Source organism: Variovorax sp. TLI9-5A (assembly GCF_056867935.1).
The window spans coordinates 928835-947764 of sequence record NZ_CP200310.1; the positions used below are offsets into that span (position 1 = coordinate 928835).

An 18930-nucleotide genomic window follows, 5' to 3' on the forward strand; every position below is an offset into this window, starting at 1 on the left:
CACGCGCCGGCATGTTCGCCCGGCGCCGTGCGTCTTTGCGTCTTCGGCGGTGCGATGACGCGCCGGGTTTCCATTCAGACTCCCTTGGGGGAAGCGCTGCAGTTCCACCGGCTGACCGGCCGCGAGGCGCTGAGCCGGCTCCATGACTTCGATGTGGAGCTGCTGGGCAGCGGCAACAGCGTCGATCCGAAAGCGCTGCTCGGCAAGACCGCCACCGTGGCGATGCAGACAGAGAGCGGCGGCACGCGCTATTTGGGCGGTGTGATCGCATCCTTCGGCCTGACCGGAGAGGATGCCCGCCACAGCTTCTACCGAATGAAGCTGCGCCCATGGCTGTGGCTCGCGACGCGGCGCAGCGACTTCCGCATCTTCCAGGGCCGGACCGCTCCGGACATCGTCGCCGACGTGCTCGAAGCCTACGGCTACCCCATGGAGAAGCGGCTGGCCCGCGATTACCGCGTGTGGGAGTACTGCGTGCAGTACGGCGAGAGCGACTTCTCTTTCGTCTCGCGGCTGTGCGAGCTGGAAGGCATCTACTATTACTTCCGGCATGAGGCTCAGCGGCAGGTGCTCGTGCTTGCGGATGACGTGTTGAGCTCGCACGATCCGATGCCTGGCGGGGAGACGTTGCGGTTTCATCCGTTGGAGAAGGCGGGGATGACGGGCGGTGGCGATGGCTCGAACGAACGCATCCATGAATGGCGCACGAGCGAAGAAGTCCGCTCCGGCCTGCACTTCACCAACGACTACGACCCGCTCAAACCAAAGGCGGACCTCACCAGCCGACGGGAGCTGCGCACCGGCCACGCGCACGACGACCTCGAGCTGTACGAATGGCCCGGCGGCTACAAACACTACGACGACGGCGAGGCCTATGCTCGCACACGCATCGAAGAGCAACTGAGCGGCGGCAGCGTTGCAAGCGGCCGCTCCAACAGGCGAGAACTCGCGCCGGGCTGCATCTTCGAGCTGGCAGGCCATCCGAGGGAGGATCAGAACCGCAAGCACCTTCTGATTGCCGTCGACTATGAGTTGCGGGAGAACCTCCGGGCCACCGAAGGCGCCGATGCCGGCGAAGGCTCCGTCCAGCGCTTCGGCTTCGAGGCGCAGCCCGTGAGCCACGCGTGGCGCCCGCCGGGCATCACGCCGAAGCCCCGCACCCGCGGACCCCAGACTGCCATCGTTGTCGGGCCGAAGAACGAACAGATCTGGGTCGACCAGTACGGCCGCGTGAAGGTGCAGTTCCACTGGGACCGTATCGGGCAACGCAACGAGAACTCCAGCTGCTGGATCCGCGTGTCCATGGCGTGGGCCGGAGAGACTTTTGGCGCGGCTGCGCTGCCGCGCGTCGGCCAGGAGGTGGTCGTCGATTTCCTCGGCGGCGACCCGGACTGTCCCATCATCACCGGCCGTGTCTTCAATGCCGAGAACATGCCCGTGTGGCGGCTGCCCGACCAGCAGAACCTATCGGGCCTCCGTAGCCGTGAATTGAACGCGGATGCAGCAAGCGGATCACGCGGCAACCACCTGGTGCTGGACGATCAACCCGGAAAGATCCAGGCACAGCTCAAGAGCGACCATCTCAGCAGCAGCCTGAGCCTGGGGCACATCGGGCGCATCGACGACACGGCAGGCCGGAAGGACGATCGTGGCGAGGGCGCCGAGTTGCGTACCGATGGCCATGCCGCGGTGCGCGGCGCAAGGGGCCTGCTGCTCAGCACCGAGCCGAGGCCAGGAGCCGAGGCGCACATCACCGATCTCGGGGAAACAGTCGCACGCCTGACGGCCGCGCGCGACCTGCATGAACGCCAGAGCCGGACTGCGCAGGAAGCCAACGCGCACGAAGCAGGCGACCAGGACGCGGTCGCGCAGGCCCTCAAGGAACAGAACGATGCGATCAAGGGCCGCCCTTCGCGGCAGGGAGATTTCCCTGAACTCTGCGAACCGCACCTCGTGCTCGCCAGTGCGGCCGGCATCCAGAGCACGGCGGCGGGGGCTACCCACATCGCCAGCATCACGCACAACGCGCTGAGCAGCGGCGGGCACACCAGCATCAGCGCCGGCAGGAGCTTTCTGGTGAGCGTGAAAGAGGCCGTGCGCCTTTTCGCCTACAAGGCCATCCGCCTGACCGCCGCCACGGCCGGCATCGACATCGTCGCCCTTCAGAACAGCATCAACCTGCTGGCCAGGCTCGACATCAAGATGGAGTCCGACAGGATCAGCATCACCGCCAAGGAGGAAATCGTCGTCAACGGCGGGGGCAGTTTTTCCAGATGGAGCGCCTCGGGCATCGTCCATGGCACCCAGGGCCTTTGGCGGGAGCATGCGGCCACCCACAGCTATGCAGGGCCGATGGACATGGCCAAGCGCCGGCGCATGGAAGGCGTGAGCCACGACGACAAGTACAGCGTGCGCTTCGCGCCGCTTGGGAGCGACAAGATATTCAAGCATGTGGGCATGTCGGGGCTGCCCTACAGGATCCTCGGCGAGAAGCGCCAGACGCTGGCCGAGGGCGTCATTCCCGACAGCGGGCGGTTGCCCCGCGTCGCGTTCGAAACGCCGGACGAGGCAGTGCTGGTCGTGGGAGAGGAAGCGTGGGACTGGATGCCCGTTCCGACGATTCGCACCGAGCCAGGTGGCGCGCAGGACGATGACCAAGCCGGTGACGACGGCGAGACCGAATCGCCGGGAGCGGAAGACTCCATGTATGCCTCGGCTGCGGGCGCTTTCGACCTCGGCCACTTTCTTTCCGAGTCCGCCATCGAAGCCCACCTGAACGCCTTCGCTTGAGCAAGGGAAACACCCGCATGCCCAGACTGATATCCGCAACCTACCACCCCAACATCGAAGTCGCCGAATTCATTTGCGAAGACGGCCGTCACCTGCTGCGCTCGGGCGGAACCCTGCCATGGCGCATCAACAATCCCGGCGACCTGACTACCCGGATGGTTGATGGCGTGCCCGCGCCGAGAAAGGCACAGGGCTACATCGGATTTGCCACGACCAGATCGGGCAGGACCTTTCTGATCTTTCCGGATGAAGACGCGGGGCGAGCAGAGTTGAAAGCGAACCTCAAGCGAAAGCATGGCGGCAAGACGATTCCCGAGGCCGTTCCCGGCTACGCCCCCAAGAAGGAAAACAACACGGAGAAATACACGAGCGACTTGCTCAAGACCAGCGGCATTCCGGCGACCAGAAAGATCGGCGAGTGCACCGATGCCGAACTCGAAAAGATCATGAACGGCATCGCGGAGATCGAGGGCTATCACGCCGACGCCGACACGCGAAAGGAAACCTGGGTTGCCGTGAGCAGGATCAACGCGACCGATGGCAGCCAGCCGTTGCCTGGCACGGAGATCATTCTGCAAAGAGGCGACAGGGAGGAAGCCGTCAAGTCCGATGCTGCAGGGCGATTCCCGCCCGTGATTCACCCCGCCGACAACTCGGCCGTGCACGTCAAGGTGACGGATCCGAAGAGCAGGAAGGCCGTGACGGTCGGAACCATCCAGGGCGAAGTCGGAACGGATTTCAACCTCCTCGCGAAATTCAAGAGGTGGAAGGGCGTCGCCGGCTCGGAAAAGATCAACAGTTCGACCCATGGGCAGAGGAGGCCCATGAGCTATGTCGTCCAGCCGGGCGACAGCCTCTGGAAGATTGCGAAGCTGTATCGCACCAGCGTGGAAGCCATCAAGGAGGCCAATGGGCTTGGCCGCGACCGGATCTATCCCGGTGAGGTGCTGTTGATTGCGGGGAGCGGCAAGACCAAGCCGGACTCCAAGCTTTCGACTGCTCCTTCCACCACGGTTACTGCCACAGCCAAGTCACCGGCTGAAAGTGCGGCGGTAAGCCCGGCAGCCCCGTCGAGGCCAAAAGTGGTCTCTCCTCCACCACCACCTATTCCGTCCGGGATCAGGTCATCGGACTCGGAGCGGTCTAAGGAAGGCGAAGGGAAGGTTCTGGCGCTGATCAATCCGGTGCCGGGGCGGGCTCCGTGGATGCCCGTCGCGATTGCGGAAGCGAAGCTCAGGCGGGGCGAACTCGAAATCACGCTCCAAGACAAGATCAATTACCACGTCGAGGTGGACGACGGACTCAAGGCCATGGACGGCCCCAGCAATGCGTGGTGCGCCGCGTTTGTGAACTGGTGCCTGGTGCAGGCGAAATATCCCATCGAAAACCCGGGCTACCCGAATCGCAAGGTGGCGAAGGCACGTGCGCATGGGTTCTACGAGGTCGATGGACCAAAGGAGAAATCAGAAAAAACGACACCAAAAATCAGAAACCCATTATTTGTCGAGCTGGAGAGGCCGATATATGGTGCCATTGCAATGGTTACATCCAAGGCAGGACATGGCAATCATGTCGGATTTGTCTATGCCGAGAATGATGAGGAAAAATTAATTTTGCTTGGAGGAAATCAACGTAGTCAGATTAGGTTCTCTCCTTTTTCGAAAAGGCTGCGAGCTCCTGTGAAGGTTAGAGGAAAAGATGGAAGGGTGGAGATTGAGAATGCCGGAAGTTCAAGTTATTTGAAATATTTTGTTCCTGTTGCTTATTATGAGCAAGCGAAAAAGGATCTGGGAACTCCAGGTATTGAGAAAATGAACATTGTGTCCTTGAACTTGATGTTGGGAATATCCCCTGATAAGCCGGCTAAACGGGGGGTGCAGCCAAAAGAAGATACTTTATGAATGGAGTGGTCAATGTTTTTTAAGAATTTCTTTATTTATATCTTCGTGTTGATTGCCTTTTCTTCTCTTTCTTTCACGTCACTTGCTGGGTATAGAGATGACCGGTTGGTAGTGTGGGTCAATCTCGATGAAGGGGCAGGCGGGTTGGATGTGAGTCTCACAATTCGAGAATTTATACGCTCTGGCAGAGTTGACAAGGAGTGCGGTGTTGACTGGGCAGCTTGGGGTTCCGCGTTGTACATGAAAAAACGCCCTGCTGGGATAACGAATGATCTGATTAAAGAGGTTTTTCTTGAGAAGAATAAAGCCTCACTCGAGAAGTTAGATCGACTTCTGAGGAAGTTTCGAGACTCTGAGAACGGAGTGGATGAAGGGCTGGACGGAGTCGTGGTGTATGCTGGAAAAAAATACCCTCGAATGATGAATTTTGTAGTTGGCAGAAAGAAAATAAAAACCTACAAAATGACATCGGATAAGTCCGATCCAACGATTCGAGAAATTGAAGAAGCGTTTTGTGTTCTTTTGCCGCCCGTTACGCGGGCTCCTTAGATGCACGCCCAGTTATTTGTCTTTCAATAAATTGCGTTCGCGCGCTTTCTTGCTAGCGTCCGCTCCGCGCCGTTGCGGTGAGCGCCGAACTCATGCCACCATCCCCCCATGCCCTACCAACTCCATTACTGGCCCACTATCCAGGGCCGAGGTGAATTCGTCCGGCTCGCGCTCGAAGCTGCCGGCGCGGACTATGTCGACGTGGCGCGCTTGCCCGAGGGCGAGGGCGGTGGCGAATCCGCTCTGGGTGAGCGGCTGGATGACCCGGAAGCCGCGCGTCCTGCCTTCGCGCCGCCGTTCCTCGTCGACGGCGACATCGTGGTCGGGCAGACGGCCGCGATCCTGCTGTATCTCGGGCCGCGGCTGGGCCTTTCGGGTGTGGGCGAGTCCGACGGGCTGTGGACGCACCAGATCCAGCTCACGATTGCCGACTCGGTGGCGGAGGCGCATGACACGCACCATCCGATCTCGGTGGGTGCCTATTACGACGAGCAGCGCGATGCGGCGATGCTGCGCGCACGGGCCTTTCGCGAAGAGCGCATTCCCAAGTTCCTCGGCTGGTTCGAGCGGGTGCTGCAGCGCAATCCCGCGGGTACGCAGCATCTGGTGGGCGACACGCTAACCTATGCGGACCTGTCGCTGTTCCAGCTCGTGGACGGCCTGCGATATGCCTTTCCGAAGGCGACGGCCCGTGCGCTGGCTGCCACGCCAGCGGTCGAGAAGCTGCATGCCAATGTGCGGCGCCGCCAGCGCGTGCATGACTACCTTCAGAGCCCGCGTCGTATCGCGTTCAACGAGGACGGCATCTTCAGGCGCTACGCCGAGCTGGACGGCTAGCGACGCAGGCATTCGGCGCGCCCGCTGGCCGCCCGGTCAGCCGATGAGCGCGGCGGCGTCCTTCCACTCCGGCAGCAGCACGAGCCCTTCCACCGTCACTGGCTTGCGCTGCGGACCGAACAGATACCGGTTCGGCACGACGCCTTCGAGGTGGCGCAGCACGTCGCTGCGGTCGTCGATGAAGTGGGTGATGCGCAGTTCGCGGCAGTGGTCGGCCTTCTGTGGGCGCTGGAGGCAGAAGCGCAGGTTCGCCGGCGGCACGCCCGTGCGTTCGAAAAAGCGGTGATGCTGCAGCCAGGCACGGCTCTTGGCCTGCACGCTGGGTCCGCACTTCGACACCAGCCAGACGCGGCCTTCGAACCTGTCGACCAGCGGCGCGACCGCCTCGAACATGCCTTCGTAGGGCGGTGTGTCCAGCGCGTCCTGCAGCGAGCCGCCGATGAACGATGTGTCCGCACCGCCGGCGCCTTCGGCCGCGATGAGCACGCGGCCGATGTCGATGCCGAGGCGGGGGAGTAGTTCCGATTCGGATGTCTTCTTCATTTCGTGTTCCTTCCTTGCTTCTTTTTTCCGCCGTCGAGTCTTCGTCGAGGCAGGCGGATCGTAGGAACGAAGGTCATCATCAGGAACTACTGATATTGGATGTACTATCCATAAAATGGATAGCGAAAAACCGCCAGATGGACATTCCCCGCACCAACCTCGACGCGCTGCAGTCGTTCGCCGTGTTCGCCGACACGCTGAATTTCAGCGAGTCGGCGCGCCTTCTCCACATCAGCCAGCCGGCACTGCACGCCAAGGTGCGCAAGCTGTCGGAACAGCTCGACGCGAAGCTCTATGTGCGGGCCGGCGGCGCTCTCGAACTCACTGCCACCGGCGAGCAGGTGGCGCGGCATGCGCGGGAGCTGCTCGCATTGAACCGGCGCTTCGTGAAAGGCCTGGCGCAGGGGGATGACGCGGCAGTGGTCACCCTGGCGGCCGGCGAGGGCGCCTACCTCTACCTGCTCGGCAAGGCGCTCTCGCGTTTCTCCGGCGCGGGTGCCTCGCCGCATCTGCAACTGCTCACGCGCGATCGCGACGAATCCATCCAGGCGGTGCGATCGGGGCAGGCGCTCCTGGGCATCGCGCCGCTCGGCACCGTGCCCGCCGGCCTGAGCGCCGTGCGGCTGACGACCGTGGGGCAGGTGCTGGTGGTGCCGCGCGCGCATTTGCTGGCCGTGCGCAAGTCGGTGCGCCTGCGCGACCTGAAGGGCGCGTCGCTGATCGTGCCGCCGGCAGGAAGACCGCATCGCGAGTTGCTCGGCCGGCTGCTGCAGGCCGAGTCGATTCAGTGGCAGCCCTCGCTCGAAGCCAATGGCTGGGAACTGATGCTGCGCTTCGCCCAACTGGGCTTCGGCCTGACGGTGGTGAATGCCTGTTGCCACATTCCCCATGGCCTGGTGGCGATTCCGCTGCAGGGCTATCCGTCGATCGACTACCACGTGTTCCACGCAGCCGACAGGCAGCCGGCCGCGCATGTGCAGCGGGTGATGGACGCGCTGCTGGCGCACGCGGATCACTGGCAGACCCGATGACGACGCCCGAAGACAACAGCAAGTTCATCGCCTACGTGTTGAGGCATGCGCCGGAGTCCATCGGCCTGAAGCTCGACGCGCAGGGCTGGGCCGGCGTCGATGCGCTGGTGGCAGGGGCCGTGGCCGCCGGGCGGGCACTGACGGCAGCGGATGTCGCGCAGGCGGTCGATTCGGGCACGAAGAAGCGCTACGAGCTGTCGGCCGACGGGCTGCGCATCCGCGCGCTGCAGGGCCATTCCACGCCGCAGGTGAGCCGCAGCTTCGAGCCGGTCGAGCCGCCGCCGATGCTTTTCCATGGCACGGCCACGCGGTTCCTTGCGTCCATCCGTGTACAAGGACTGCTGCCCGGCTTGCGGCAGCACGTGCACCTGTCCGCCGAAGAAGCCACTGCCGTGCAGGTGGGGCAGCGCCATGGCAAGGCGCATGTGCTGAAGGTCGAGGCGGGACGCATGCATGCGCTGGGCCACGTCTTCCATCGCGCCGAGAACGGCGTGTGGCTCACGGCGGCGGTGCCGCCGGAATTCCTGCTCCTGCTGCCGCCGGACTAATCTTCTTCGCTCTCACTGCGGATGCGCAGGGCGGTGTCGTACAGCGTGTTGCGCGGGGCGCCGCTGATCTCGGCGGCGAGCTTGACGGCCGTCTTCACCGGTAGTTCCGCCAGCAGCAAGCGCAATACGCGCTCGCCCTCCGCGCCGCCGTCGCCGCTCACGGCCACGGGGTGCAGCACCAGCGCGAACTCGCCGCGCGTGCGATCGCGGTCGGCAGCGAACCAGTCGGGCAGGGCACTTGCGGCGACGGTGGCGATTTCCTCGAACTGCTTGGTGAGCTCTCGGCCCACGGTGACGCGGCGCTCGCCCAGCGTGGCCAGCGCGCGCGCGAGGTTTTCGATGCGGTGCGGCGCCTCCAGCAGCACGACCGCGCGCGGTTCCTGCGACAGCGCCTGCACGGCCGCGTCGCGCTCGCCGGCCTTGCTCGGCAGGAAGCCCGCGAAGACAAAGGCGCTGCTGCTGGCATTGCCGTCGCCGCCACCATCGGCCACCAGCCCCGCCGCGCCGATCAGCGTGGTCACGCTGCTGGCGCCCGGCAGCGGCAGCACGCGCTGCCCGGCCGCGCGCACGGCGGCGGCAAGCCGTGCGCCGGGGTCGCTCACGCCGGGTGTGCCTGCGTCGCTGACATAGGCGATGCGCTCGCCCTGCGCGAGCCGCGCGACAACCACCTGCGCGGCCTCGGCCTCGTTGTGCTGGTGCACCGCCAGCAGCTGCGAGCCGGGGCGGTCGATGCCGTAGGCGCGCAGCAGGCTCTGCGTGTGGCGCGTGTCCTCGCAGGCGATGGCGTCCACCAGTTGCAGCACGTGCAGCGCGCGCAGCGTGATGTCGGCCAGGTTGCCGATCGGCGTGGCGACGACGTAGAGCGTGCCCTGCGGATAATGCTGCGCACCCGCGGCATCGCGCGCGGCCGCGAGGGCGGCGCCAAAGGAAGCAGGGGCGAGTGAAGCCAAGAGGTTTCTCCGTCGGAAGAGCGGGCAGGCAGAAAGAAAAAAGATTCGATTCTTGCAGTCGGGCAGGGAGGGCCATGAAGACCAAAACCACAACGAAGCATCGGGGCGATGCGGCGGAGGACGCCGCGCTCGCCCACCTGCGGGATGCCGGCCTCGTGCTGCTCGCCCGCAATTATCGGACGCCCGGACGCGGCGGCGGCGAGATCGACCTCGTCATGCGCGATCCGCGCCCCTCGCCCACGGGAACGCTGGTGTTCGTGGAGGTGCGCCATCGCAGCACCGGCACGCATGGCGGCGCGGGCGGCAGCATCACGGGGCTGAAGCAGCGGCGCATCGTGTTCGCCGCGCAGCACTACCTGGGCCGGCTGCGCACGGTGCCGCCGTGCCGCTTCGACGTGGTGCTGGTCGAGGAGAAAATCACCTGGCTGCAGGCGGCCTTCGACGCCGGCTGACGCGCCGTCCAAGGGAACTGAAGCCTTGCCAAAGGCTCCACAACTCGAACGTCTTGTTTCACAGCCCCCAGTTATCATCCCGCCCCATGCTCGAGCAACGGATTCAGCAGCACTTCATCGACAGTGCCGACCTCAAGTACCAGACCGGGCCGGTACTCAGCAAACCCATCTCCCAAGCGATGCAGGCCATCCTCGCCTGCGTGACCAGCGGCGGCAAGGTGCTCGCCTGTGGCGCCGGTGTTTCCGGGCTGCTGGCGGCCCAGTTCGCCGCGCAGTTCGTGGGCCGTTTCGAACGCGAGCGGCCCGAGCTCGGCGCCATCGCGCTGCCCGGCGATGCCACCGACCCCGCCGCCGACAGCGCCGAAGCCGCGGATGCCGACCGCTTCGCCCGCCAGGTGCGCGCGCTCGGCCAGGCCGGCGACGTGCTGCTCGCGTTGAGCATCAGCGGCCAGTCGGCTGCGGTGCTGGCGGCGGTGACCGCGGCGCACGAGCGCGACATGACCGTGGTCGCGCTGCTCGGCAACGCTCCATCGGGCACGGGCGGCGCCATCGGCCGTGCGCTGCGCGAGACCGACGTCCAGATCAGCGTGCCGCACGAGCGTGCGGCACGCATCCACGAGATCCACCAGATCGCGCTGCATTGCCTGTGCGACGGCGTGGACGCCCAGTTACTCGGAGAACAGGAAGCTTCCTCATGACCATGACGACCATGACGATGACGACATCGACCCAGCGTTTCGCTCTCGCCCTCACATTGGGTGCCGCAATGGTCGCAGGCCTTTCCGCCTGCGTGCCGCTCGTCGTGGGCGGCGCGGCTGTGGTGGGCGTGGGCATGGTGGCCACCGACCGCCGCAGCTCGGGCGCCCAGCTCGACGACCAAGGCATCGAACTGCGCGCCGCTGCCCGCGTGCGCGACATTGCCAACGACCAGATGTACGTGAGCGTCACCAGCTTCAACCGCCAGGTGCTGCTGACCGGCGCCGTGGGCAATGATGCCGACCGCCGCCGCGTCGAGGACGAGGTGAGCCGCATCGTGAATGTGCGCTCGGTGGTGAACGAGCTGACCGTCGGCCCTTCGAACACCTTCCAGGACCGCTCCAACGACCTCTACATCACCGGCAAGGTGAAGGCCTCGCTGCTCGACGCCAAGGACATCTTCGCCAATTCTTTCAAGGTGGTGACCGAGCGCGGCACGGTCTACCTGATGGGTATCGCCACGCGGCGCGAAACCGATCGCGCCACCGAAATCACGCGCGGCATCTCGGGCGTGGTGAAGGTGGTGCGCGTGGTCGAGATCGTGAGCGAGGCAGACCTGGCGGCCAGCCAGGCGGCGAACCAGGCCGCCGCACAGCGTGGCGGCACGGGGCCGGCGCCTGTGACTTCGGCTACGCCGTCGACACCCTCGTCGTCGTCTTCTTCTTCCTCCTCGCGCGTGCCGCTGCCGCCCATGGAGCCGCTGCCCGCATCGGGCTCTTCCACGTCCACGCCGTCTTCGGGCGGGGTGACGACTTCGCCGGTGCGCTGAAGAGAAGAGTCGCCCAGCCAATGAAAAAGCCCGCGTCAGCGGGCTTTTTCATTTCTTCACTTTCTCACTTGAGCCGCGTGATGAGGCTCGACGTGTCCCAGCGCCGTCCGCCGGCCAACTGCACGTCGGCATAGAACTGGTCGACCAGCGCGGTCACGGGCACGCGCGCGCCATTGCGCTTGGCCTCGTCGAGCACCAGGCCCAGGTCCTTGCGCATCCAGTCGACGGCGAAGCCGTAGTCGAACTTGCCTTCGATCATGGTCTTGCCGCGGTTTTCCATCTGCCAGCTCTGGGCCGCGCCCTTGCTGATGACGCCAAGCACCGCCTCCATGTCGAGCCCGGCGCGCTGGCCGAAGGCGATCGCTTCGGACAGGCCCTGCACCAGGCCCGCGATGGCGATCTGGTTCACCATCTTCGCGAGCTGGCCGGCGCCGCTCTCGCCGAGCAGCGTGACCGCGCGCGAGAACGCCATGGCCACCGGCTTGATGCGCTCGAAGACCGCTGCGTCGCCGCCACACATCACCGTGAGCGCGCCGTTCTGCGCGCCGGCCTGGCCGCCCGAGACGGGCGCGTCGATGAAGTGCAGGCCCAGCGCCTGCGCTGCCTTCGAGAGTTCGCGCGCCACGTCGGCCGAGGCGGTGGTGTGGTCGACCAGCACCGCGCCCTTCTTCATGCCGGCGAAGGCGCCGTCGTCGCCTAGCACCACCGAGCGCAGGTCGTCGTCGTTGCCGACGCAGCAGAACACGATGTCGGCACCGGCGGCCGCTTCGCGCGGGGTGGCGGCATGGCGGCCGGGCGGGCCGAATTCGGCGGCCCAGGCCTGCGCCTTGACAGGGGTGCGGTTGTAGACCGTGACGCTGTGGCCGGCCTTGGCCAGGTGGCCGGCCATCGGGCCGCCCATGACGCCGAGGCCGAGGAAAGCCACCGTCTGCGCGGGGATGGATTCGTAGGTGCGGGGGTTGATGCTGCTCATGGGGTCACAGCTTAAAGCCATTCCACCGCAGCGCGATGTGGGGCAATCCGGCCTTTCGCGCCCTCAGACGATCGCGAAGTGCTCCGTGCCCGCCGCCAGGTCGGTGCTGCGCGCGCGCTGGCTGTTGAGCTTGATCTGCAGGCGCAGGTCATTGGCCGAGTCGGCGTTGCGGATGGCGTCCTCGAAGCTGATCGAGTGGCTCTCGAACAGGTCGAACAGCGCCTGGTCGAAGGTCTGCATGCCCAGGTTGCGGCTCTTCTTCATGATCTCCTTGATCTCGCCCACCTCGCCCTTGAAGATCAGGTCGGAAATCAGCGGCGTGTTCAGCAGCACTTCCACCGCGGCCACGCGGCCCAGGCCGTCTTCCGTCGGCACCAGCCGCTGCGAGACCAGCGAGCGCAGGTTCAGCGACAGGTCCATCAGCAGCTGGGCGCGGCGCTCTTCGGGGAAGAAGTTGATGATCCGGTCCAGCGCCTGGTTGGCGCTGTTGGCGTGCAGCGTGGCCATGCACAGGTGGCCGGTCTCGGCGAAGGCAACGGCGTGCTCCATGGTCTCGCGGTCGCGGATTTCGCCCATCAGGATCACGTCGGGCGCCTGGCGCAGCGTGTTCTTCAGCGCGGCTTCCCAGCTGTCGGTGTCGATGCCCACTTCGCGCTGCGTCACCACGCAGTTCTTGTGCGGATGCACGAACTCGACCGGGTCTTCCACCGTCACGATGTGGCCGAAGGAGTTCTCGTTGCGCCAGTCGATCATCGCCGCCAGCGTGGTCGACTTGCCCGAGCCCGTGGCGCCCACCAGGATGCACAGGCCGCGCTTGGTCATCGACACTTCCTTCAGCACCTGCGGCATGCCCAGGCCGTCGATGGTCGGCAGCTTCGCGGGAATGGTCCGCAGCACCATGCCGACCTTGCCCTGCTGCACGAAGGCGTTCACGCGGAAGCGGCCGATGCCGGTCGGCGAGATCGCGAAGTTGCATTCCTTGGTACGCTCGAACTCCGCCGTCTGGCGGTCGTTCATGATCGAGCGGGTCAGCGCCAGCGTGTGCGGCGCGCCCAGTGCCTGCTGCGAGACCTTGGTGACCTTACCGTCGACCTTGATGGCCGGCGGGAAGTCGGCCGTGATGAACAGGTCGCTGCCGTTGCGGCTCACCATGAGCTTGAGCAGGTCGTTGATGAACTGGCTGGCTTGATCGCGTTCCATGATGTCGGTGCTCCGAAGGGCTGTGGATCAGCCGGGGAAGTTCTCTGGGATCTTGGCCTTGCTGCGGGCCTCTGCAGCCGAGATGGTATTGCGGCGCACCAGTTCCGTCAGGTTCTGGTCCAGCGTCTGCATGCCCGAGCCCTGGCCGGTCTGGATGGTGGAGTACATCTGCGCCACCTTGGCCTCGCGGATCAGGTTGCGGATGGCCGGCGTGCCCAGCATGATTTCGTGCGCCGCCACACGGCTCTGGCCGTCCTTGGTCTTGCACAGCGTCTGCGAGATCACGGCCTGCAGCGACTCCGAGAGCATGGCGCGGATCATTTCCTTTTCCTCGCCCGGGAACACGTCGATGATCCGGTCGATGGTCTTGGCGGCCGAGGAGGTGTGCAGCGTGCCGAACACCAGGTGGCCCGTTTCGGCGGCGGTCATGGCCAGGCGGATGGTCTCCAGGTCGCGCAGCTCGCCCACCAGGATGGCGTCGGGGTCTTCGCGCAGGGCGGAGCGCAGGGCGTTCGAGAACGACAGCGTCATCGGGCCCACCTCGCGCTGGTTGATCAGGCACTTCTTCGACTCGTGCACGAATTCGATCGGGTCTTCCACCGTGAGAATGTGGCCGTACTCGTTCTCGTTGAGGTAGTTGATCATCGCCGCCAGCGTGGTCGACTTGCCAGAGCCCGTGGGGCCCGTCACCAGCACCAGCCCGCGCGGCTTGAGCGCCAGTTCGCCGAAAATCTTCGGCGCGTTGAGCTGCTCGAGCGTGAGGATCTTCGAAGGAATGGTCCGGAACACCGCGGCCGCGCCGCGCGCCTGGTTGAAGGCATTCACGCGGAAGCGCGCGAGGCCGTCGATCTCGAAGGAGAAGTCGACCTCCAGGAACTCTTCGTAGTGCTTGCGGTGCGTGTCGCTCATGATGTCGTACACCATGGCGTGCACGCCCTTGTGATCGAGCGCGTCGACGTTGATGCGGCGCACGTCGCCGTTGACGCGGATCATGGGCGGCAGGCCCGCGGAAAGATGCAGGTCGGAGGCTTTGTTCTTGACGCTGAACGCCAGCAGTTGGGTGATGTCCACGGGGCTCCTCGGCTCGGGTTTCGTGACGTTTTGATACGATTTTGGACGATTATGACGATGATTGGCGACGACCTCCAGCAAGTAAACAGCCGGATCGCAAAGGCATGTGTAACGGCCGGCCGCGACCCGAGTGAGGTGCGGCTGCTGGCGGTGTCCAAGACCTTCGGCCCCGATGCGGTGCGCGAGGCGCACGCGGCGGGCCAGTCGGCCTTCGGCGAGAACTACGTGCAGGAAGGGCTGGACAAGATCGAGGCGCTGGCCGACCTGCGTTCCTCCCTCGAATGGCACTGCATCGGGCCCCTGCAGAGCAACAAGACGCGGCCGGTCGCGGAGCACTTCGACTGGGTCCACAGCATCGACAGGCTGAAGATCGCCAAGCGTCTTTCGGCCCAGCGGCCGGCGCATCTGCCGCCGCTGAATGTATGCCTTCAGGTTAATGTGGACGGCGGAGCGAACAAGTCCGGCGTGCCTCCCGAAGAGGCTCTGGCGCTGGCGCGTGCTGTGGCGGCTTTGCCACAACTTCGGCTGCGCGGGCTGATGGCGATTCCCGAGCCGACCACCGGCTTCGAGGCGCAGCGCGAACTGTGTCTGCGCGCGCATGCGGTGTACCAGTCGATCCGCGACGCGGGTATCGCGCTGGACACGCTCTCGCTGGGCATGAGCGGCGATCTCGAAGCCGCCATCAGCGCAGGCAGCACGATGGTTCGCGTGGGCACCGCGATCTTCGGCGGCCGCAACTACGCCAGGCCGGCCTGACGGGCGCGCCTCAAAACCCCAGCGGCAGCCGCGCGCTGCTCTTCACCTCTTCCATCACCGCGTAGGTCCGCGTCTCGCGCACGCCCGGCAGCTGCCACAGCACGGTGCCGGCGAACTCGCGGTACGCGGCCATGTCGGCCATGCGGGTCTTGAGCAGGTAGTCGAAGCCGCCGGCGACCATGTGGCATTCCATGATTTCGTCGCGCACCTGCACGGCCGCCTTGAACTGGTCGAACACGTTGGGCGTGGTGCGGTCCAGCAGCACCTCGACGAACACGGTGAAGCCGCGGCCCAGCTTGTGCGGATCGAGCCGCGCCTCGTAGCCCTGGATGAAGCCGTCGCGCGTGAGCCGCTGCACCCGCGCCAGCACGGCCGTGGGCGAAAGCGCCACCGCCTCGGCCAGTTTGAGGTTGGTGATGCGGCCGTCTTCCTGAAGGATCTTCAGCAGACGCAGATCGATGCGGTCCAGGTCGAGCATCGGAGGATTATCCGGCTCGGGAACCGATTCGTGGCAAAAGATGCGGGCTATGAAGGCAGGCTATAGGAGATAGAACCAAGGAACTGCCGGCGGCCTACCCTCACCTACCCAGCGGCGCGAGGAGGCGGCCGGCACGTTCCGTTCCCGTTCGTCAGCGAAGCTGGGTCTGCGGCTGCGCAGCTGCCTGCTGGTTATTGAGCTGGTCGACCAGCGCGCCGTAGGCGGGGCTCGCGCGCAGCCTTGCGTACTCGGCGGCAGCCTCTCGGTAGCCGGGCCTCATCGTGTCGGCGCCGGCCTCGCCGCTCTGCCTGGCCGCCAGGCCCGAGCGGATCCACAGCTGCGTGTCGGCAGCCACCGCGGCGCGGGAGTTGGCCGACACCGCCACCGCCTGCTGCTCGTAGCCGCTGGTGTAGCCCTGAGTGGGCGCGGTCTTCAGCCACTGCACCGCGTCGGCGGTCACGGCGGCGCGCGTGGTCGACGAGACCAGTGGCGCGGGACGCGGATCGCCCTCGGCGTAGTTGCCGGCGAAGCTCGGCGCGGCGATCGTGCCCAGCAGGGCAGCGAGGGCGGCGGTGCCGATCAATCGGGTGGCGGAAGCTTGCTTGCTCATTCGTTACTCCTTGATGTGTGACGTTGGTTGGTTGATCGCTTGGTTGGTGAAGCCAACTCTACGAAGCGGATCTGCTGGGTCGATAACCCGTCGATGACGTTTCTGTCATCTACGGATGTGACGCATGCCTATCGCTCGCCCGACGGAATCGTTCCCGCCTGCATCGCCTTGATGGCCTCGGCCTCCACCGCCTCGCGCGTGGCGGGCTGGCCGGTTCGCGCGGCGGGCCAGGGCGCGCCGCGGCTCACGTTGTTCCAGGCGGGCTGCTTCTGCGCCGTTTCCAGCTCGGCGACGACCCTGTCGCGCGACGGGTCTTGCTTTGCGTGATCGGGGAAGCGCGTCACGCCGGCCTCGGTGGGTGCGAAGTGGTATTCGCCGGCGGCGGACGCTGCCGGCGGAATCAGCGCGGCGGCGAGAAGGGAAGAAGAAACAAGAAGCTTGCGATGCGGCATGGTCGGTATCTCCTGGTTGTTCGCCGTCGCCGGGATGGCGCGACCATGCCAATCTAGGAAGCGAGCCGATCAGCCTGCGCACGCCGCGATTACATCGGCGCAATGTTGGCTCCGCAGGGCTGCCAACCTCTCTTGCATAACCGCCTCCGCGCCGCGCATAAGCCATGGCGCAACGCGCGGCGGAGGTCTATCGTTGCGGCCACCCTAACAAACCAAGCAAGGGAACTCATATGAGCGAACAACTCTCCTTCGTCAGTCCTACAGCCAACAGCCCGTGGGGCACCTATCTCTCGCAGGTCGATCGCGTCGTGCCGTACCTCGGCCCGCTGGCCCGCTGGGTCGAAACCCTCAAGCGCCCCAAGCGCGCGCTCATCGTCGACGTGCCCATCGAAATGGACGACGGCACCATCGCCCACTTCGAGGGCTATCGTGTGCAGCACAACATGAGCCGCGGCCCGGGCAAGGGCGGCGTGCGCTTCCACCCCGACGTCACGCTCGAAGAAGTGATGGCCCTGTCGGCCTGGATGACCATCAAGACGGCCGCCGTCAACCTGCCGTACGGCGGCGCCAAGGGCGGCATCCGCGTCGACCCGAAGAAGCTTTCGCTGCAGGAGCTCGAGAAAGTCACCCGCCGCTACACCAGCGAGATCGGCATCATCATCGGCCCGCACACCGACATCCCCGCGCCCGACGTCAACACCAACGCGCAGATCATGGCGTGGATGATGGACACCTACTCGATGAACGTCGGCGGCACCGCCACCGGCGTCGTCACCGGCAAGCCCCTGCACCTGGGCGGCTCGCTGGGCCGCGTGAAGGCCACCGGCCGGGGCGTGTTCGTCACCGGCCGCGAAGCCGCGCGCCGCCTCGGCATGGACCTGCGCGGCGCGCGCATCGCCGTGCAGGGCTTCGGCAACGTGGGCTCCGTCGCTGCCGAACTCTTTGCCGAAGCCGGCGCCAAGATCGTCGCCGTGCAGGACCACACCGGCACCATCGTCAACAGCAACGGCCTCGACCTCGCCAAGCTCGTGCCCATCTCGCGCACCGACGGCGTCATCGGCTTCAAGGCCGGCGGCGACATCGTGCCGAACGAGGACTTCTGGAACACGCCCTGCGACATCCTGATCCCGGCCGCCCTCGAAGGCCAGCTCACCGCCGAGCGCGCGCAGAAGACCACCGCCAAGCTGGTGCTCGAAGGCGCCAACGGCCCCACCGTGCCGCAGGCCGACGACATCCTCGCCGAGCGCGGCGTGCTGGTGGTGCCCGACGTGATCTGCAACGCCGGCGGCGTGACGGTCAGCTACTTCGAATGGGTGCAGGACTTCTCGTCCTTCTTCTGGGACGAGGACGAGATCAACGTGCGCCTCGACCGCATCATGATGAACGCGCTCAACCACATCTGGGACACGGCCGACAAGCACAAGATTCCGCTGCGCACGGCAACGTACGCGGTGGCCTGCGAGCGCATCCTGATGGCCCGCCAGGAACGCGGTCTGTATCCCTGATGCTTTTTTGACGGAAGGAAAAGCTACGCTCGGGGGATGACCACCACCCCCGCGCAGAACCTTCCCCCGCTTCCAGCACTTCCCCCCGAAAGCGCCGCCCGCCTGCAGGCCCTGATGGCCAGCGGGCAGCGACGGCTGCTGGGGCTCGTCGGCGCGCCCGGCGCGGGCAAGTCGACGCTCGCGGCGGCGCTCTTGCAGGCGGTGGGCGCGGAGCGTGCCCAGGTCGTTCCGATGGACGGCTTCCACCTTGCCAACGTCGAGCTGCAACGGCTCGGCCGTGCCGGCCGCAAGGGGGCGCCCGACACCTTCGACAGCGCCGGTTATGTCGCGCTGCTGCAGCGGCTGCGCGAGCAGCGGCCCGATGGCGGCATCGTCTATGCGCCCGAGTTCCGCCGCGAGATCGAGGAGCCGATCGCCGGCGCGATCGCGGTGCTGCCGTCGACGCAGCTCGTCATCACCGAGGGCAACTACCTGCTGCACGACGTCGGTCCGTGGGCCGGCGCGGCGGCGATGCTCGACGAGGTCTGGTACGTGGACATCGACGACGCGGTGCGCGAGGAGCGGCTGGTGCGGCGCCACCAGCAGTTCGGCCGCAGCGCCGAAGAAGCGCGTGCCTGGGTGGCGAGCACCGACGCGCCGAATGCGCGGCTGATCGCGGCGACGCGGGTGCGTGCCCATCACCTGCTGCCCTGGTCCTGAAAATTTCGGCATTGCGGCGGGAACGCGCTTGCACGGGCGCGCTCGAAGGCTTGCCGGCAA

General features: G+C 65.7%; 20 protein-coding genes. 12 read left to right on the top strand and 8 right to left on the bottom strand.

Annotated features, from left to right (window positions below):
- Nucleotides 1-54: 54 nt before the first annotated feature.
- The 4 genes from AC1VNX_RS04565 to AC1VNX_RS04580 all read left to right on the top strand — a co-directional run bounded on the left by AC1VNX_RS04565 (nucleotide 55) and on the right by AC1VNX_RS04580 (nucleotide 6077).
- Entirely contained in the window at nucleotides 55-2790 is a 2736-nt protein-coding gene (locus tag AC1VNX_RS04565; protein ID WP_483155654.1) for a type VI secretion system Vgr family protein, read from the top strand.
- Nucleotides 2791-2807: 17 nt separating this feature from the next.
- A complete protein-coding gene (locus tag AC1VNX_RS04570) occupies nucleotides 2808-4691 on the top strand; it encodes a LysM peptidoglycan-binding domain-containing protein (RefSeq protein ID WP_483155655.1) in 1884 nt (627 codons plus the stop codon).
- The gene (locus AC1VNX_RS04575) at nucleotides 4692-5240 is read left to right on the top strand and encodes a hypothetical protein (RefSeq protein WP_483155656.1); all 549 of its coding nucleotides are present in this window, start codon (nucleotides 4692-4694) and stop codon (nucleotides 5238-5240) included. It abuts the gene before it with no gap.
- Between the two features lie 108 nt (nucleotides 5241-5348).
- Complete coding sequence (locus AC1VNX_RS04580) at nucleotides 5349-6077, top strand: glutathione S-transferase (protein WP_483155657.1); 729 nt, start codon at nucleotides 5349-5351, stop codon at nucleotides 6075-6077.
- 36 nt (nucleotides 6078-6113) lie between these two features.
- On the opposite strand, the gene AC1VNX_RS04585 is transcribed toward AC1VNX_RS04580, so the two are convergent.
- A complete protein-coding gene (locus AC1VNX_RS04585; protein ID WP_483155658.1) occupies nucleotides 6114-6620 on the bottom strand; it encodes a hypothetical protein in 507 nt (168 codons plus the stop codon).
- 137 nt (nucleotides 6621-6757) lie between these two features.
- On the opposite strand from AC1VNX_RS04585, the gene AC1VNX_RS04590 reads away from it, so the two are divergent.
- Together AC1VNX_RS04590 and AC1VNX_RS04595 are read left to right on the top strand one after the other, a co-directional pair.
- Nucleotides 6758-7651 (top strand): LysR family transcriptional regulator, encoded by an 894-nt coding sequence (locus tag AC1VNX_RS04590; RefSeq protein WP_483155659.1) that lies wholly within the window; start codon nucleotides 6758-6760, stop codon nucleotides 7649-7651.
- Nucleotides 7648-8199 (top strand): RNA 2'-phosphotransferase, encoded by a 552-nt coding sequence (locus AC1VNX_RS04595; RefSeq protein ID WP_483155660.1) that lies wholly within the window; start codon nucleotides 7648-7650, stop codon nucleotides 8197-8199. Before AC1VNX_RS04590 ends, AC1VNX_RS04595 begins: the two co-directional genes overlap by 4 nt.
- Here the strand turns inward: AC1VNX_RS04595 and rsmI are convergent.
- On the bottom strand, nucleotides 8196-9149 hold the full coding sequence (gene rsmI, locus AC1VNX_RS04600; RefSeq protein WP_483155661.1) for a 16S rRNA (cytidine(1402)-2'-O)-methyltransferase: 954 nt from the start codon (nucleotides 9147-9149) through the stop codon (nucleotides 8196-8198). The two genes, AC1VNX_RS04595 and rsmI, sit on opposite strands and share 4 nt — an antisense overlap.
- A 74-nt stretch (nucleotides 9150-9223) precedes the next feature.
- On the opposite strand from rsmI, the gene AC1VNX_RS04605 reads away from it, so the two are divergent.
- From AC1VNX_RS04605 to AC1VNX_RS04615, 3 genes are all read left to right on the top strand, one after another.
- Nucleotides 9224-9601: a YraN family protein gene (locus tag AC1VNX_RS04605; RefSeq protein WP_483155662.1), complete on the top strand. Its 378-nt coding sequence runs from the start codon at nucleotides 9224-9226 to the stop codon at nucleotides 9599-9601.
- A gap of 86 nt (nucleotides 9602-9687) precedes the next feature.
- Entirely contained in the window at nucleotides 9688-10299 is a 612-nt protein-coding gene (locus tag AC1VNX_RS04610) for an SIS domain-containing protein (RefSeq protein WP_483155663.1), read from the top strand.
- The gene (locus tag AC1VNX_RS04615) at nucleotides 10296-11126 is read left to right on the top strand and encodes a BON domain-containing protein (RefSeq protein ID WP_483155664.1); all 831 of its coding nucleotides are present in this window, start codon (nucleotides 10296-10298) and stop codon (nucleotides 11124-11126) included. The genes AC1VNX_RS04610 and AC1VNX_RS04615 overlap by 4 nt, the downstream gene beginning before the upstream one ends.
- Nucleotides 11127-11190: 64 nt before the next feature.
- Here the strand turns inward: AC1VNX_RS04615 and AC1VNX_RS04620 are convergent, their stop codons facing one another.
- The 3 genes from AC1VNX_RS04620 to AC1VNX_RS04630 all read right to left on the bottom strand — a co-directional run bounded on the left by AC1VNX_RS04620 (nucleotide 11191) and on the right by AC1VNX_RS04630 (nucleotide 14370).
- Nucleotides 11191-12099 (bottom strand): NAD(P)-dependent oxidoreductase, encoded by a 909-nt coding sequence (locus AC1VNX_RS04620; RefSeq protein ID WP_483155665.1) that lies wholly within the window; start codon nucleotides 12097-12099, stop codon nucleotides 11191-11193.
- 63 nt (nucleotides 12100-12162) lie between these two features.
- The gene (locus AC1VNX_RS04625) at nucleotides 12163-13299 is read right to left on the bottom strand and encodes a PilT/PilU family type 4a pilus ATPase (protein ID WP_176668403.1); all 1137 of its coding nucleotides are present in this window, start codon (nucleotides 13297-13299) and stop codon (nucleotides 12163-12165) included.
- A 27-nt stretch (nucleotides 13300-13326) separates the two neighbouring features.
- Nucleotides 13327-14370 carry a type IV pilus twitching motility protein PilT gene (locus AC1VNX_RS04630; protein ID WP_019657566.1) on the bottom strand — a complete coding sequence of 348 codons (1044 nt, stop codon included), beginning with the start codon at nucleotides 14368-14370 and terminating at the stop codon, nucleotides 13327-13329.
- A gap of 51 nt (nucleotides 14371-14421) precedes the next feature.
- On the opposite strand from AC1VNX_RS04630, the gene AC1VNX_RS04635 reads away from it, so the two are divergent.
- Nucleotides 14422-15126, top strand: coding sequence for a YggS family pyridoxal phosphate-dependent enzyme (locus AC1VNX_RS04635; RefSeq protein WP_483155666.1), 705 nt, complete (start codon nucleotides 14422-14424; stop codon nucleotides 15124-15126).
- 10 nt (nucleotides 15127-15136) lie between these two features.
- On the opposite strand, the gene AC1VNX_RS04640 is transcribed toward AC1VNX_RS04635, so the two are convergent.
- From AC1VNX_RS04640 to AC1VNX_RS04650, 3 genes are all read right to left on the bottom strand, one after another.
- A complete protein-coding gene (locus AC1VNX_RS04640; protein ID WP_483155667.1) occupies nucleotides 15137-15604 on the bottom strand; it encodes an Lrp/AsnC ligand binding domain-containing protein in 468 nt (155 codons plus the stop codon).
- Nucleotides 15605-15755: 151 nt separating this feature from the next.
- Nucleotides 15756-16214: a hypothetical protein gene (locus tag AC1VNX_RS04645; RefSeq protein WP_483155668.1), complete on the bottom strand. Its 459-nt coding sequence runs from the start codon at nucleotides 16212-16214 to the stop codon at nucleotides 15756-15758.
- A 128-nt stretch (nucleotides 16215-16342) separates the two neighbouring features.
- On the bottom strand, nucleotides 16343-16666 hold the full coding sequence (locus tag AC1VNX_RS04650) for a DUF4148 domain-containing protein (protein WP_483155669.1): 324 nt from the start codon (nucleotides 16664-16666) through the stop codon (nucleotides 16343-16345).
- A gap of 230 nt (nucleotides 16667-16896) precedes the next feature.
- Between AC1VNX_RS04650 and AC1VNX_RS04655 the strand changes: the two genes are divergently transcribed.
- Nucleotides 16897-18171 carry a Glu/Leu/Phe/Val family dehydrogenase gene (locus AC1VNX_RS04655; RefSeq protein ID WP_483155670.1) on the top strand — a complete coding sequence of 425 codons (1275 nt, stop codon included), beginning with the start codon at nucleotides 16897-16899 and terminating at the stop codon, nucleotides 18169-18171.
- 36 nt (nucleotides 18172-18207) lie between these two features.
- Nucleotides 18208-18870 (top strand): nucleoside/nucleotide kinase family protein, encoded by a 663-nt coding sequence (locus AC1VNX_RS04660; RefSeq protein WP_483155671.1) that lies wholly within the window; start codon nucleotides 18208-18210, stop codon nucleotides 18868-18870.
- Nucleotides 18871-18930 lie beyond the last annotated feature (60 nt).

Excerpts from the sequence above, each read along its gene's own strand:
- AC1VNX_RS04660 (WP_483155671.1), top strand. The coding sequence starts at position 18,208 with ATGACCACCACCCCCGCGCAGAACCTTCCCCCGCTTCCAGCACTTCCC.
- AC1VNX_RS04645 (WP_483155668.1), bottom strand. The coding sequence starts at position 16,214 with ATGAGCAAGCAAGCTTCCGCCACCCGATTGATCGGCACCGCCGCCCTC.
- AC1VNX_RS04585 (WP_483155658.1), bottom strand. The coding sequence starts at position 6,620 with ATGAAGAAGACATCCGAATCGGAACTACTCCCCCGCCTCGGCATCGAC.
- AC1VNX_RS04575 (WP_483155656.1), top strand. The coding sequence starts at position 4,692 with ATGGAGTGGTCAATGTTTTTTAAGAATTTCTTTATTTATATCTTCGTG.
- AC1VNX_RS04655 (WP_483155670.1), top strand. The coding sequence starts at position 16,897 with ATGAGCGAACAACTCTCCTTCGTCAGTCCTACAGCCAACAGCCCGTGG.
- AC1VNX_RS04635 (WP_483155666.1), top strand. The coding sequence starts at position 14,422 with ATGACGATGATTGGCGACGACCTCCAGCAAGTAAACAGCCGGATCGCA.
- AC1VNX_RS04570 (WP_483155655.1), top strand. The coding sequence starts at position 2,808 with ATGCCCAGACTGATATCCGCAACCTACCACCCCAACATCGAAGTCGCC.
- AC1VNX_RS04610 (WP_483155663.1), top strand. The coding sequence starts at position 9,688 with ATGCTCGAGCAACGGATTCAGCAGCACTTCATCGACAGTGCCGACCTC.
- AC1VNX_RS04640 (WP_483155667.1), bottom strand. The coding sequence starts at position 15,604 with ATGCTCGACCTGGACCGCATCGATCTGCGTCTGCTGAAGATCCTTCAG.
- AC1VNX_RS04580 (WP_483155657.1), top strand. The coding sequence starts at position 5,349 with ATGCCCTACCAACTCCATTACTGGCCCACTATCCAGGGCCGAGGTGAA.
- AC1VNX_RS04605 (WP_483155662.1), top strand. The coding sequence starts at position 9,224 with ATGAAGACCAAAACCACAACGAAGCATCGGGGCGATGCGGCGGAGGAC.
- AC1VNX_RS04565 (WP_483155654.1), top strand. The coding sequence starts at position 55 with ATGACGCGCCGGGTTTCCATTCAGACTCCCTTGGGGGAAGCGCTGCAG.
- AC1VNX_RS04625 (WP_176668403.1), bottom strand. The coding sequence starts at position 13,299 with ATGGAACGCGATCAAGCCAGCCAGTTCATCAACGACCTGCTCAAGCTC.
- AC1VNX_RS04650 (WP_483155669.1), bottom strand. The coding sequence starts at position 16,666 with ATGCCGCATCGCAAGCTTCTTGTTTCTTCTTCCCTTCTCGCCGCCGCG.
- AC1VNX_RS04620 (WP_483155665.1), bottom strand. The coding sequence starts at position 12,099 with ATGAGCAGCATCAACCCCCGCACCTACGAATCCATCCCCGCGCAGACG.
- AC1VNX_RS04590 (WP_483155659.1), top strand. The coding sequence starts at position 6,758 with ATGGACATTCCCCGCACCAACCTCGACGCGCTGCAGTCGTTCGCCGTG.
- AC1VNX_RS04615 (WP_483155664.1), top strand. The coding sequence starts at position 10,296 with ATGACCATGACGACCATGACGATGACGACATCGACCCAGCGTTTCGCT.
- AC1VNX_RS04595 (WP_483155660.1), top strand. The coding sequence starts at position 7,648 with ATGACGACGCCCGAAGACAACAGCAAGTTCATCGCCTACGTGTTGAGG.